Annotated in this window: 12 protein-coding genes; 7 read left to right on the forward strand and 5 right to left on the reverse strand. The window is 66.5% G+C overall.

Annotation, left to right across the window (positions count from 1 at the left end):
* Nucleotides 1-17: 17 nt before the first annotated feature.
* Genes R3C13_RS13600 through R3C13_RS13620 form a run of 5 tightly spaced genes read left to right on the forward strand, consistent with a single transcriptional unit; the run spans nt 18 to nt 7,056 of the window.
* On the forward strand, nt 18-380 hold the full coding sequence (locus R3C13_RS13600) for a hypothetical protein (protein WP_371311374.1): 363 nt from the start codon (nt 18-20) through the stop codon (nt 378-380).
* Nucleotides 377-1,243: a DUF58 domain-containing protein gene (locus tag R3C13_RS13605; protein WP_371311375.1), complete on the forward strand. Its 867-nt coding sequence runs from the start codon at nt 377-379 to the stop codon at nt 1,241-1,243. Before R3C13_RS13600 ends, R3C13_RS13605 begins: the two co-directional genes overlap by 4 nt.
* The gene (locus R3C13_RS13610) at nt 1,240-4,089 is read left to right on the forward strand and encodes a DUF4159 domain-containing protein (protein ID WP_371311376.1); all 2,850 of its coding nucleotides are present in this window, start codon (nt 1,240-1,242) and stop codon (nt 4,087-4,089) included. The genes R3C13_RS13605 and R3C13_RS13610 overlap by 4 nt, the downstream gene beginning before the upstream one ends.
* Nucleotides 4,086-6,125: a hypothetical protein gene (locus R3C13_RS13615; RefSeq protein WP_371311377.1), complete on the forward strand. Its 2,040-nt coding sequence runs from the start codon at nt 4,086-4,088 to the stop codon at nt 6,123-6,125. The genes R3C13_RS13610 and R3C13_RS13615 overlap by 4 nt, the downstream gene beginning before the upstream one ends.
* Nucleotides 6,126-6,156: 31 nt before the next feature.
* Nucleotides 6,157-7,056 carry a hypothetical protein gene (locus tag R3C13_RS13620; protein ID WP_371311378.1) on the forward strand — a complete coding sequence of 300 codons (900 nt, stop codon included), beginning with the start codon at nt 6,157-6,159 and terminating at the stop codon, nt 7,054-7,056.
* A 58-nt stretch (nt 7,057-7,114) separates the two neighbouring features.
* Here R3C13_RS13620 and R3C13_RS13625 read toward each other — a convergent pair whose 3' ends face one another.
* Nucleotides 7,115-7,741 (reverse strand): CPBP family intramembrane glutamic endopeptidase, encoded by a 627-nt coding sequence (locus R3C13_RS13625; RefSeq protein ID WP_371311379.1) that lies wholly within the window; start codon nt 7,739-7,741, stop codon nt 7,115-7,117.
* A 156-nt stretch (nt 7,742-7,897) separates the two neighbouring features.
* Here R3C13_RS13625 and R3C13_RS13630 point away from each other — a divergent pair, with 156 nt between their 5' ends.
* Nucleotides 7,898-8,950, forward strand: a complete 1,053-nt coding sequence (locus tag R3C13_RS13630) for a serine hydrolase domain-containing protein (protein WP_371311380.1) — start codon at nt 7,898-7,900, stop codon at nt 8,948-8,950.
* A gap of 65 nt (nt 8,951-9,015) precedes the next feature.
* On the forward strand, nt 9,016-9,408 hold the full coding sequence (locus tag R3C13_RS13635) for an MAPEG family protein (RefSeq protein WP_371311381.1): 393 nt from the start codon (nt 9,016-9,018) through the stop codon (nt 9,406-9,408).
* Here R3C13_RS13635 and R3C13_RS13640 read toward each other — a convergent pair.
* The 4 genes from R3C13_RS13640 to R3C13_RS13655 form a co-directional block, all read right to left on the reverse strand.
* Nucleotides 9,405-9,896 carry a GNAT family N-acetyltransferase gene (locus R3C13_RS13640; RefSeq protein ID WP_371311382.1) on the reverse strand — a complete coding sequence of 164 codons (492 nt, stop codon included), beginning with the start codon at nt 9,894-9,896 and terminating at the stop codon, nt 9,405-9,407. The genes R3C13_RS13635 and R3C13_RS13640 overlap by 4 nt on opposite strands.
* A 56-nt stretch (nt 9,897-9,952) precedes the next feature.
* Nucleotides 9,953-10,597 carry a redoxin domain-containing protein gene (locus tag R3C13_RS13645; protein WP_371311383.1) on the reverse strand — a complete coding sequence of 215 codons (645 nt, stop codon included), beginning with the start codon at nt 10,595-10,597 and terminating at the stop codon, nt 9,953-9,955.
* A gap of 52 nt (nt 10,598-10,649) precedes the next feature.
* Nucleotides 10,650-12,734 (reverse strand): protein-disulfide reductase DsbD family protein, encoded by a 2,085-nt coding sequence (locus R3C13_RS13650; RefSeq protein WP_371311384.1) that lies wholly within the window; start codon nt 12,732-12,734, stop codon nt 10,650-10,652.
* A 160-nt stretch (nt 12,735-12,894) separates the two neighbouring features.
* Nucleotides 12,895-13,704, reverse strand: coding sequence for a SapC family protein (locus tag R3C13_RS13655; RefSeq protein ID WP_371311385.1), 810 nt, complete (start codon nt 13,702-13,704; stop codon nt 12,895-12,897).
* Nucleotides 13,705-13,773 lie beyond the last annotated feature (69 nt).

The raw sequence follows: 13,773 nt of genomic DNA on the forward strand, positions 1-13,773 counted from the left end.
TGAACCGGACACGGCTGATGGCGATCCTCATAGCCGGCACCCTGTCTGCTTGCAGCCCTGCGGAACAGGCGTCATCATCCACAGCCGGTTCGAATGTGTCTATTCAGGGCTGTGCTCTGAGCATCAAGCTCGGCCAGTTCCTTCTGGATCAAGTGGCTGGCACGCTGCCGGAGGAAGAAGAAAGCAAAATCCGCGATGAGTTGGAAGCAAGCCGCCACGAGCTGATTGCGGCCTGGAACCGGCAGAACCCGGATGATCCCCGCACCGACCTGGAACCCGGAGGTTTCTTCGCAGGTGGCGCCCCACAATCCGGCACGAAGGAATTTCTCTCCAAAACGCTGACCGACATTCGCGCATGCGTCGCAGAGGCAAGGTCATGACTCCCGCCGCCGATCTCCGCGCAGAAGCCGAAGCGCTCGCCCGCCAGTTGCCGAATTTGAACTTCAAGGCCGAGGCCTCAGAAGCGGCGCATATCGGCTCGGCCGGGCGGCGGCGCGCGGGCACGGGCGAGCATTTCTGGCAGTACCGCCGCTATGCGCAGGAAGACGCGGCCGACAGGGTGGACTGGCGCCGCTCAGCCAAGGGCCACGACCTCTTCGTCCGCGAGACAGAACTTGAAACCGCCCGCACGGTCCTCTTCTGGTGCGACGATCATCCGGGCTTCCGCTGGAAGGGTGACGGCGAGCTGCGCACCAAGGCGGAGGAAGCGACGCTGCTCATGCTGGCCCTGTCGATCCTCCTCTCGAAAGATGGCGAGCGCATCGGCGCGCTTGGCGCGGGCCGTGCGCCCAGTTTCGGCAAGCGCGCGGTGGACCGGCTGGCAGAAGATTTCGCGCGCGGTACGGGGCGCAAATTCCCCTCCCCGCCGCGCAAGCCGGCGACACTGGTCGTTGCCTCCGACTTCTACGACCCGATCCCCGAATGGCAGGCGCGCCTTGCGCCGCTGGCGGCGAAATGCGCCGAAGGCATCATCCTCGCTGTCGCCTCGCCGACCGAACTCGACTTCGCCTTCCAGGGCCGGGTGAAGCTGCACCGGCCGGGGACCGACATGTCCCGCATCTTCGGCCGCGCCGAAACCATGCGCGAGGAATACCAGAAGCGCTATACCGCCGAGCGCGAGGCGCTCCGTGAGCTGACCAATCGCATGGGCTGGCGGTTTGTCTCACATACGACCGGCACGCCGCCGATCCGCAGCGCGGCGCAGCTGAAGGCACAGATCGAAAGCTTCGGGGCCAAGGCATGACGCAGCTCGGGCCCTTCCTGCTGGGCGCCCCGTGGGCCCTTGCCGCATTGCTGGCGCTGCCGGTGATCTGGTGGATCCTGCGCGCGACGCCGCCCGCACCGAAGGACATCGACCTGCCCTCCCTGCGCATCCTCGAAGGCGCAGAGCCGCGCGAGGAAACCCCGGCGCGCACGCCCTGGTGGGTCTGGCTGATCCGCACGCTGGCAGTGATCGCGGCCATTCTGGGCCTCGCCCAGCCGGTCTATGCGCCGGGCGCGAAGACGGAAGATGCCGGTGCCAGCGGCCCGGTCCTGATCGTGATGGACAATGGCTGGCCATCGGCGCCGCGCTGGGGCGAGTTGATGAATGCCGCGACAGCGACGCTGGACGGGGCCGAGCGCGACGCGCCGGTGCATCTGTTGCTGACCGCGCCGCAGCAATTGAACGCCAATCCCGCCGAGCGGATGAGCCGCACGGACGCCGCCAAGCGGATTTCCTCGCTGCGTCCGCTCGCCTGGAACACCGACCGGAAGGACGCCCTTGAACGCCTCAGGGCTTCCGGCCTCCGGCCTTCGCGCATCTTCTGGGCGAGCGACGGGCTCGACTCCGGCTCCGGCCGCGCCTTTGCGGAAGACCTTGCCGCGATTGCGCCAATGACCGTCTTCGCCGCGCCGCCGCGCGGGCCCGCCGCGATTACGGCAATCACGTCAGAAACCGATTCCGTTTCCGTCACGCTGCGCCGGGCCGATCCCGATGGCACGGAACGCGCCTTTGTATCCGCCATGACGCTGGATGGCTCCGCGCTGGCGACGGCGGAGGTTTCATTCGATGGCGGAGCAACCGAGGCGCAGGCCGATTTCACCATTCCGGCCGCCGCCCTTGCCCGCATTGCCCGCTTTGCTGTTACCGGCCGTCAGGGCGCGGGCACGGTGTGGCTCTGGGATTCGGCCGACCGGTCGCGCCGCGTCGGCCTTGTCGGCGCCGGCGCGGATGCCCAGCCGCTGCTCTCAGACATGCATTATGTGCGCAAGGCGCTCGAGCCCTTCGCCTCGATCACCGAGGGCGACATCGAAACCCTGGTGGCCGAGTCGCCGGATGCAATCATCCTCACCGATGTCGGCCAGATTCTGCCGGAAGATGCCGAGCGGTTGGCCAAATGGGTCGAGGAAGGCGGCGCGCTGATCCGCTTTGCGGGCCCGCGCCTTGCCGCGCAGGGCGACGATTTGCTGCCCGTGCCGCTGCGCCGGTCTTCGCGCGCCCTTGGCGGGGCGCTCGCCTGGGACGAGCCGCAGGCGCTGGCGCCCTTCCCGGAGACGTCGCCCTTTTCCGGCCTCACCGTACCGGCGGATGTGCGCGTGACGCAGCAAGTGCTTGCCCGTCCGGGTCCGGACCTTGCGACACATACCTGGGCGCGCCTTGCCGACGGGTCGCCCCTCGTCACCGCGGACACCCGCGGCACCGGCACGATCATCCTCTTCCACATCACGGCGGGGCCGGACTGGGCGAACCTTGCCTATTCCAATGTCTTCTCGCAGATGCTGCGCCGGTCCATCGCGGCTGGCCGCGGCGAGTCGACCGACGAAGGCGACGGCGCCTACACGCCGAAGCTGACCCTCGACGGCTATGGCCGCCTCTCTGCGCCCGGCCAGGCCGCCGCGCCGCTGAAGGCCGCTGACTTCGCCACCGTCCAGCCGTCTGAAGCGCATCCGCCGGGACTTTATCAGGGCCCGGCCGGCACGCGCGCCCTCAATGCCGCGCGAGGCGCCGACCCTCGGATGATTTCGGCCTGGCCTGCCAGCGCCCACCTGCTGGGCGATGCGGAGGCGCGCTCCATGCGCCTTGCCGGACCGCTGCTGGCGGGCGCCGCGCTGCTGGTCGCGCTCGACCTCTTCATCGCGCTGCTGGTCGCCGGGCGCTTGCCGCGTTTCGGACGCCGGACCGGCGCAGCTGCGGCACTGTTCCTCGGCGCGCTCGCCTTTGCTCCGTACCCGGACGCTTCAGCGCAGGCCTATCAGTATGAACTGATGCCGGACGGCACCTATCGCCGCGTGACCGCGGGCCCGACGGTCGTGCCTTTGCCCGGCAGCGCAAATGATCCGGCGCTCGGCCCGGCGCTGACCATGCGGTTCGGCTATGTGAAGACGACGGACAATGCCCTGAATGAGCGCACGCGCGCGGGCTTGCTGGGCCTGTCGCAGATCCTGACCCTGCGAACCTCCGTGGAGCCCGCGCCGCCGGATGGGCTGGATCTTGAGTCGAGTCCGCTCGAACTCTATCCCCTGATCTATTTCGCCGTGCCGGAAAATGCCGCACCGCTGCCGCCGCAATCGGTCGCCCGCCTCAACGCCTATCTGCGCTCCGGCGGCGCGCTGGTGATCGACACGCGCGACGGCGGCGATGCCGGTACGGATTTCCGGATCGCCCGGCTCGAAAGCCTGCTGGAAGGACTCGATGCGCCGCCGCTGCAGCCGGTTCCGGACAATCATGTCCTGACAAGGAGCTTTTACCTGCTGACGGATTTCCCCGGCCGCTATCCCGACCGGCGCCTCTGGATCGAGAAATCCGGCTCGCCGTCACAGCCGCGCGGCGATGGTGTTTCGGGCCTCTTCATTGGAGATGCCGACTGGGTTTCCGCCTGGGCGATCGATGAGAACGGGCGCGATCTCTATTCCGTCGATGGCGGGGCGCAGCAGCGCGAAATGGCGCGGCGCTTCGGCGTCAATCTCGTCATGTATATCCTGACCGGCAGCTACAAGGACGACCAGGTGCACCTGCCGGCGCTGCTGGAACGCCTTGGCGACCGCGACGAGGAAGACGACCGGGAAATCCGCCTGCCGAACAATATTCCCGACGGAGGCCCGCAATGATCGAAGCGGTGCGCATCGGGTTCGATCCCTTCCTTGGCTGGCCCCTGCTGTGGGGCCTCGCCGGCCTGACGGCGCTTGCCTGGTTGTTCTACATCCTCCGGCGCGGGCGGGCCTGGCTGACACGCGCCCTCGGCCTTGGCCTCCTGTCGGCGGCCCTGTCGAACCCAAGCCTGGTGCATGAAGAACGCGAGCCGCTGCCGTCCGTGGCGGCGGTGGTGCTCGACCGTTCCGAGAGCATGGAGTTCGGTGACCGGGAAAAAGCCGCCGCCGCGGCCTATGCCGCGGTACAGGCAGAACTCGCTAAAGACCCGAGCCTCGAAGTGCGGGTGCTGGAAAGCGACCCGAACGATGACGGCACCCACCTTTATGGCGCGCTGGAAGGCCTGATGGCGGACGTGCCGCGCGACCGCATCGCCGGCGCCATTCTGATTACGGACGGTCAGGTACATGACCTGCCGGAAGACCCGACGCAGGAAGGTGTGATCGGCCCGGTGCATGGCCTCATCGTCGGAGACCCCAATCGCGGCGACCGTCGGGTGGAACTCGTTGAGGCACCGAGCTTCGGCATTGTCGGCGAAACGGCAAACCTGATCGTGCGGGTCGACGATCCGGATGGCGGCGAAGTCGATCTCAGCGTTTCCGTAAATGGCGGCATTTCGGAGCGCGTTCGCGTGAAGGCCGGCGAGGAGACGACCCTTCCGATCAAGATCGAGCGGCGCGGCGAGAATGTCATTGTTGTGGAGGCACCGCCCGGCCGTCAGGAACTGACCATGGCGAACAACCGCACCGCCGCCAGCCTTGCCGGCGTGCGCGACAGGCTGCGCGTGCTGCTGGTTACCGGCAAGCCGAACCAGGCAGGCCGCACGTGGCGCGACCTCCTGAAATCCGATCCGTCCGTGGACCTCGTCCACTTCACCATCCTGCGGCCGCCCTACAAGACCGACAACGCCACGAATGACGAGCTGGCCCTGATTGCCTTCCCGACCGAGGAATTGTTCGAGGAGAAGCTGAAGGAATTCGACCTCATCATCTTCGACCAGTATGAGCGGCGCGGCGTCATCACCCAGTCCTATCTCGCCAATATGGCGCGCTATGTCTCCGAAGGCGGGGCGCTGCTGATTGCGGCGGGAGAGGATTTTTCCGGGCCGGGCAGCCTTGCCCGCTCGCCGCTCGCCGCCGTGCTGCCGGCCGTTCCGACGGGCACGATCCGCACCGGCGAATTCATCCCGGCGCTGACGGATGTCGGCAAGCGCCATGCCGTGACGCAGCCGCTGGAAGGCCGCAAATGGGGCGGCTGGATGCGCTATATCGAGGCGAACGCCCAGGCCGGCGACGTCGTGATGAGCGGGCCGCAAGACAAGCCGCTCCTGATCCTCGACCGTGTCGACAAGGGCCGCGTGGGCATGCTGATGTCCGACCAGATCTGGCTGTGGGCGCGGGGCCATGAAGGCGGCGGGCCGTTCGCCGAACTCATCCGCCGCGTTGTGCACTGGCTGATGAAGGAACCGGAGCTGGAAGAACGCCGCCTCACCTTGTCGGCCGAAGGTGACACGGCGCGCGCAGAACTGCGCACCCTGCTCGACACGGCCCCGCCCCTGCAGATCGAAACGCCGGAAGGCAGCCAGCTGGAACCCGACTGGCGCGAAGTGGAGCCCGGCACGTTCCGCGCGGAAGTGCCGATCGACCAGCTCGGCCTTTACCGCGCGCAGGCCGGCGGCCTTGAAGCCGTCGCCCTCAACGGCCCGGCAAACCCCAAGGAATACGCGGACCTTCAGTCCACGACGGAAATGATGCAGCCACTTGCCCGCGCGACCGGCGGTGGCGTCTTCCGCCTCAACGCCAGCGGTACGGACCTACCGGAAATCCGGCGCAGCGGCGCACGTGGATCGTCCGCGAGCGGAAACTGGCTGGGCCTGCGCGAGCGCGGCGCCTATGCGGTGCGCTCCTCGTCCAGCCAGCCCCTTCTGCCCGGCATCGCGGCTGCGGCGCTCCTGATTGTCCTGCTGCTGCTGTCCTGGCGCCGCGAAGGCCGGTAGCTCCACCACCAACTCTCCAAGGGGACGCGAGATGAAACTGATCAGACACCTTGCCCTGGCGGCTGCAGCATTTGCCGCCGGCATGGTCGCCAGCGCCGAGGACGCCGCCTGCCCGGCCGATGCGGCGACGATGCTTTACCAGGTGGCCGCCGCCGCAGGCCAGACCTCCGATCCGGCCCAGCTCAACGTCGCCTATTCCCACGCGGCGCAATTGAGCCAGCTGTGCCCGCAAGACCCCTTCGTCCAGTTCTTCGCCGCCCACACCTTCACGCAAGTTGCCGCGCGTATCCAGGATCCTGCAAGCCGGTTGCAGTCCCTCACCGATGCGACGAAGGCCCTGTTCGGCTACGACAAGCTGGGCACGGCAGACTCCGGCGGCCCGGTATTCAGGTCCGGCCTGACATACGAAGACGGCAGCGAGGCCGTCGTAGATACCGTGGCGAGCGGCAGGCAATTGCTGACAGACCTGATCGTCAGGCACGTCGTGGACCTCGAAGCCCGCGGCCAGTTCCATCCTTTCGTCTCCTCGCGGGGCCAGACGGCCGATGCCCCGTGCCCGTACAGCACGCCGGGCTGGGTGGAAGCGGAAGTGGCCGGCTATGAAGCGGCCTACCGCGCAATCGCCCCCTATTATCTCGACAACGGCGCCGCCCCCAATTCGATGGGCGCCATCGGACGGATGGAGTGGCTCGCCAAGGTCTGTCCTGACTCGGCCGAAACCGTGACGTATGAACTTGGCCGGATGTCGGTGCAGGCGGCGGGCTGGTATGACGAACTCGGCGATCCTGAGACGGCCAGCGGCGCCGCCGCTGACGCTGTTGGCTGGCTGACGAAGTACAAGACCCTGGTTGAGGCACGCGGAGGCACGACCTCGGCGACGGCAGGTGCGAACCTGATGATCTCCGATATGCGCGCGCTCGGCGCCGAATAGGCCGGCATTCTGGCGCTGTTCCTGCTGCCCGTCCGGCGCCGCGAAGGGCGCTGACGCGTCAGACGACGAACGCCAGGATCGGATAGGCAATCGCATTGCCGAGCGCGTGGATCAGCCAGCCCGGCGCAATCGACCCGTTGCCGGTCCGCTCGTTCGCATAGGCCATCAGCCACCCGGCCGCACCTGGCAGCAACAGGAAGGCCGCTCCCAGAAGCGGGGTGAAAGCCGGGCCGCCCGGAACCGCGAAAATGAGCAGGTGGACGGACCCGAACAGCAATGCATGAATCGTATTGCCGACGCCGAATCCCAGCCAGCTGATCAGCCGCTTGGCGATGAGGCCGCGGAAGAAGATTTCTTCGGACAGCGATGTCTTGAAGCCCGCAACGACCAGGATCACCGCAAGTGTTTCCGCGCTCCATCCATTCTGCCGGACCGCGCCGGCAACCGTATTGTCTGCCGCGCCTGCAGCGCGCAGCTCGGGCAGGATGTAGAAGACCCCTGACAACAATGTGCAGATCACGCACAGGCCCAGGGCAATCGCCATGGACCGGCCCGTCGGGGCATAGAGGCCCAGATATTTCAGGAAGCCCGCCTGCTTCCGGCCGAAGATGGCCCAAACGACCAGCCCCAGGATCAGGACAACCGCAATCTGGATGATGGCGTTCACGATTTCCTGTATCAGCATGCCTGCTCCTTCCGATGGACTGGATGAGCCCCCGATCTGAACGGGCAAACCTAACCCGGCCGGCGGCCAATTGGCCATCCCCGCAGGGGCCGGGTCTGGCCTTCCGCGCCGTTTGGGTGTGGGATGGTCCGACAGACTATCCCCGGGAGAGACGCCATGCCCTTCGACCATCCGCTGCCGCCCCTGCCCCCGCAACCGGCCGGACAGAGGTGGCCGACAGGTGCCTGGGAGGTTGTTCCCGGGGTCGATAGCGTTGATGTCAAACGCCTCGAAGACCTGCTTTCGTATGCCTTCAGCGACCCCGCGCCGGCCGACATGGGCGAGACGCACGCCTTCCTCGCGGTGCAGGGCGGCAAGATCGTCGCCGAGCGCTACTGGCGGGACTTCACACACGAGAGCACCTTCCCGTCCTGGTCCGAGGCGAAGAGCATCACGCAGGCGCTGGTCGGCATTCTCGTGCGGGACGGGAAGATCGACATCCACGCCCCGGCCGACGTGCCGGAATGGTCGGCGCCGGGAGACCCGCGCGGGGCGATCACGCTGGACCAGCTTCTCCGCATGTCGAGCGGGATGAAATTCGCCGAGGACTATGTCGATGCTGGCGTGTCGGACGTGATCGAGATGCTGTTCGGCAGCGGCAGCACGGATGTCGCCCACTTCGCGGCCAGCCTGCCGCTGGCGCATGAACCGGATACGGTGTGGAACTATTCCAGCGGCACATCGAACATCGTCTCCCGCTGCGCGGCCCGTGCGCTCGGCGTCAGCGGCGACGATTTCAGGGACTTCATGTTCCGGGAACTCTTCGATCCCCTCGGCATGACCTCTCCCCTGCCGAAATTCGATGCGGCGGGCACCTTTATCGGCTCGTCCTTCTGCTATTGTACCGCGCGGGACTTTGCCCGCTTTGGCCTGCTCTACCTGCGCGACGGCATCTGGGACGGGCAACGCATCCTGCCGGAAGGCTGGGTCGATTATTCCCGCACGCCGACGCCGGCCGTGCCGGAGACCGAGGCGCTCGGCTATGGCGCGCACTGGTGGCTCGGCATGGCGGGGCCGGGCAGCTTCTCCTGCAATGGCTATGAAGGTCAGTACACGGTTCTGGTGCCGGAAAAAGACCTCATCCTCGTGCGCCACGGCAAATCGCCGATCGAGCAGAAGGAAGTGGTGCAGGCCTGGATGGCAGATGTGGCGCGATGCTTTCCCGCCTGAAAGAAAACTTGCTGACGTTTCTCCGGAAGCCGATAAGGTCACCCGAAAATCGGGGAGACTGACTTATGACATCCATGCACGCCGCCGTCCTGTATGCGGGCCTTTTCGGGCTGCTGATGCTTTTGCTGAAGCTCAATGTCGGAAGGGTGAGGGTCTCTGAGAAGATCGAGTTCGGCGATGGGAACAATGAGCCCATGCAATTGGCGATCCGGGTACAGGGAAATGCGGTGGAGGATGTTCCGGTGGTCCTGCTGGGACTGCTCGGCCTCGGCGCCCTGTCCGCGCCTGCCCTGTTGATCCATGGCCTCGGCGGCAGTTTCCTGCTTGGGCGCATCCTGCACGCGACCGGGCTCGGCGCGTCGGCGGGAACCAGTTTCGGCAGGGGTGTCGGCACGCTGATCACCCTCCTGGTGATGCTCGTAACGGCGGGCGCGTGTGTCTGGTTCGCGGTGACCTAAGGCGCGGTGATGAGGCCGCTCAGCTGGTTCGCATCGCCGGCAAGGTTGCGCACCATGACGCGCGCCTGGTCCTGCGGGCCGGGGAACAGGAGCTGGTTCTTCGGGGTCACGGTAAAGCCGATCTCGCCAAAGTATTTCGGCGCGCCGATCAGGATGGCCGCCGGCCAGCCGGCCTTTTCACCTGCCTCCAGAGCCTCGCCGGTCACGGTGAGGCCAAGGCGCGAGCCGCGATGGTCCGGCGTCACGGCCACCGGACCATAAAACAGCGCCCGCTCGCGCGAGGGGCCGACGACCAGCGGCCAGACGCGACAGACGCCGACCACCTCTCCGTCTTTCACCGCCACGCGGGTGATCTCCGGCAGGGAATGGGAAAATTCGCGCAGCCGCTCGGCCGTCTTGGCAAAGTGGCCGGGACCGAAGGTGCGATCGAACAGGTCTTCGATCGCTTCGGCGTGCAGGGCTGGATTTTCCGCAATGATCTCAAGCATGGCGAGCGGCTTTAGGGCCGCCCGGCCCCCGGATCAAGCATCCATTCCGGCAGGGACTAATATTTCACGGAACAGCCATAGGGCTTGGTGCTCGCCGGATCGACGGATTCGCCTGCGGCGAGGCTGGCAAGCGCCGCGCTGACATAATTCGTCGCGCCTTCGATATCGCCGGAACTGGCCGACGCCTCGCTGTCGATGGCGCCCTGATAGGCGAGCACGCCATCGGGGGCGACGATGAACATGTGCGGCGTCGTCTTGGCGTCATAGAGGCGGCCGAGCGTGCCGGAAGGGTCGAGGATGACATGAGCAGGCGCCGCATGGCGATCTTCTGTCAGCTGGTTCGCCCGGTCGCCATCGGCGTAGCCCTGCTTGCCCGTGGCGGACGAAATCACGGTCAGCCAGACGACATCGTTTGCGGCCGCATCAGCCTGCAAGGCCTGCATGTTGCCGGGTGGCCGAGTGTAATGCTTGCGCACGAAGGGGCAGCCGTCATTGGTCCATTCCAGCACCACCGTCTTGCCCGCGAAATCGGCGAGCGAGACCTGTTCGCCATAGGAGTTCATTGCGGTGAAGCCGGGGGCCGGATCGCCCGGCTGGGCGCCCACAGACGCTGTCGCCGTGGAGGCGATCAGCGCCCCTGCCGTCAGGGCGACGGCGGCGGCCATACCGGCGGCGAGTGAAAGGTTACGGCGGCTGAACATGGGTTCGTCTCCGTTGCGTCTCAGGGTGAACAGGTGTGTCCGGCCATGAAACTCAAGGCGTGACCGGAAGTCCAGTCACAAGCCCTTGGGTGAGGATTTCCGGCAGGACGTGTGGTTCGCTGCTGCCGGCCGGGTACCAGAGATACATCGGCACGCCGGCCCGCTGGTGGCGGGCGAGTTCGGCGGCGATGGCCGGATCCTTGCGCGTGAAGTCCGCGACCATGAAGGCAACGTCATTGGCCGTGAAGAACTCATGCACGGCCTCTGACTTCAGCGTCGTCGCCTTGTTGACCTGGCATGTGGCGCACCAGCTGGCGGTGAAGTCGATGAAGACCGGCCGGCCCTCGGCGACGCGCTGGGCGACGAGGTCGCGGCTCCAGGGCTCGGCCTCATACTTGGCGGCATAGGCCGTCGATGAGCCGAGCGCCGGCGCAGGCGCCATGGCGCGCTCCAGCGGCACGAACAGGCCGGCAAGGATGGCAAGGCCCGCGAGACTGCGCGGCAAGGCCCCTTCCCGCTTCCAGACCCAGGCCGCGAAGGCGAGCAGGGCCGCGCCCGCAGCGGTCCAGGCGACCGCGCCCGAACCCGCAAGGTCGCCCAGTACCTTCAGCAGCCAGGCGGCCGTGAGGAACATCGGGAAAGCCAGGAACTGCTTGAGCGTCTCCATCCATTTGCCCGGCCGCGGCAGCAGGCGGTGCAGGCCCGGCACATAGCTGAGCAGCAGGAACGGCAAGGCAAGGCCAAGACCCATGGCGAGGAAAAAGGCGAAGACGGTGACGGCCGGCTGGTTCATCACCGCGCCGAGCCCGGCGCCGAGGAACGGCCCGACGCAAGGCGCGCCGACGACGGCGGCGAGAATGCCGGTGAAGAAAGCGCCGACATCGCCTTCCCTGTTGGCAAGGCCGGAGCCGAGATTCTGCAAGGAGCTGCCGAGCTCGAACATGCCCATCAGCCAGAGGCCGACGGCGAACATGATCAGCGCCAGCACCGCCACAGTCGGCGCGTTCTGCAGCTGGAAGCCAAGCGTGGTCGGCCCGGTCGCCGCGCGCAGGGCGACCACGATGGCGGCCAGCGCCGCGAACGAGACCAGCACGCCTGCCGTGTACCACAGGCCATGGCGGCGCACTTCACCGGCATGACCGCTGGACACCGCCGACACCATGCCAAAGGCTTTCATCGACAGTACCGGCAGGACGCAGGGCATCAGGTTGAGGATCAGGCCCCCGATCAGTGCGAGGAAGGCAAGGCGAAAGGGGGACACCCCCATAGCTTCGCGCACGGGGCCGAGGCCGGACGTATCGGGCAATGCCGCCCCCTCGCTGGCGGAAATCGCATAGCCTGCGCGCCCGCCGCCCTCGGTTTCGATGACCACGACCCCTTCAAGCGGCCCCGATACATCGCCGAGCCCCGACGGCGTCAGCAGCAGCGTCGCGCCGTGGCGGCCGCGCTCGACCGGCTGGCTGGCCGGGTGCGAAATCTCGTGGCTGTACGGAAAGAACCGGACCGAATCGACCTTGCCGAAGCCGCCATCCAGACGCAGGCTGAGCGTCCAGGGCGACTTGCTGCGGTCGATCCGCGCTTCGCCGGGGAAATCGACATGGCTGCGCGCGATCCAGCGGGCGATCAGGTCGCCATCGCGCACGTCGGGCTCTGCGCGGTCGGTGTCGAGGCGCAGGCGGACATGCGCCGTTTCCGGCACACAGGTGTCTTCGCAGATCAGATAGTCGGCAATGACGTCGAGGGTGACGGGGCCAACGGCATCTTCAGGAATGGTGACCGGGAACGGCAGGACGACCTGGTCGTCGTAGCCATAGTCCATGATCTCCCCTTCCACGACGGGAAGGATGTGCGGCAGCGGCCACACGATGTCGCCGAAATTGCCCGCGGGAACATCGCTGTCCGGCTGGACCAGCACCTGCGGCGGCAGCCCGGCATCACCGGCATTGCGCCAATAGACGTGCCAGCCCTTGTCGAGGTCCATCTTCAGCGCGGCATAGACCGTCTCGCCCGGCAGGGCGGCCTCGCGCTCCGAAACCAGCTCAACGGTCGCATGGCCGCCATCGACAGGTTCGGCACGCGCCGGCAGGGCAGCAAGCACAAGGCCGAAGGCCGCAGCCAGACACACAGCAAGTCTCATCAGGAACACCCGGAAATCATTGATCTGCCGCCCTTATGCCCGCGAAAGTGTGAAAAAATGAAGGGCCTCGCGGAAGCGTGAACGCCGCAGGCGGTGCGCGGGCAAGAAAAAAGGCGGCTCCTGACGGAGCCGCCTCTGTTTCGTCCGGTTCGCCTGGCGCTTACGCGTTCGCCGGAGCAGCCGGTGCCGCCGGCTGTGCCGGGGCGGTGCGAACGGCACGCTGGATGATCCGCTGCCAGTTCAGCAGCGAAACGAGGTGCGCATAAATCGCCCCGATGGCGCCGTTGTTACGCAGCTCGAGGAGTTTATCATCCGGCAGGGCATTCAGGCGCTGTTCGGAAATCGCCCAATAGTCGGCAATCTTCTGCTGCGGGCCGGTTTCACGGCCCTGCATGTCGCGCGGCTGGAACGAGACCGATTTCTGCTCGAACAGGTCGTAATCGCGGATCAGTTTCATGAAGTCGCTGGTCGCCTGGCGCTGGCGCTCGAATTCCTTGCAGAACTCGATGGCGTCATTGGTGAATTGCGTCGGCTGGCCGTTTTCGAAGAAAGCGACTTCCGGCTGATTGGTGACCATCGGCGCAGCGCGGTCGACGCACAGCAGGAGACGGTCGGACGTCTCGTCAGCGGCGAACACGAAGGGGTACCGGCGGGCAAAGGCCGGCACGTAGTGGTCGTCGTCCACGCGGCCGCTTTCGTCAACAAACAGGTTCTGGCCCTGACGCACGCCCATCACGGCGACCGGGGTACGGTCTTCGCCGACGAAAATCACCGGATAGGACGTGGCACACATGCCGAACTCGGTGACCGTGACCGGAATGGCGTGCGCTTCCCGCATGAAGCCGAACGGCTGCGGGATCTGCTTGATGCCGAGACCGGCATGCTGTTCCGGGTTGAGCGGCTGGGGCTGCTTGTAGAAAAGGACGTTGCCACTCAAAGGTGTGGTTCCGGCTGCGGGAGTCGTGTTCACGTGGGTCACTCCGGGTTAAGGATTTGGCCGGTTCCCTACCGGAAATAAGGTCTGGCCACAACCACCGAA

The organism is Hyphomonas sp. (assembly GCF_041398385.1).
Classification (GTDB): Bacteria; Pseudomonadota; Alphaproteobacteria; order Caulobacterales; family Hyphomonadaceae; genus Hyphomonas.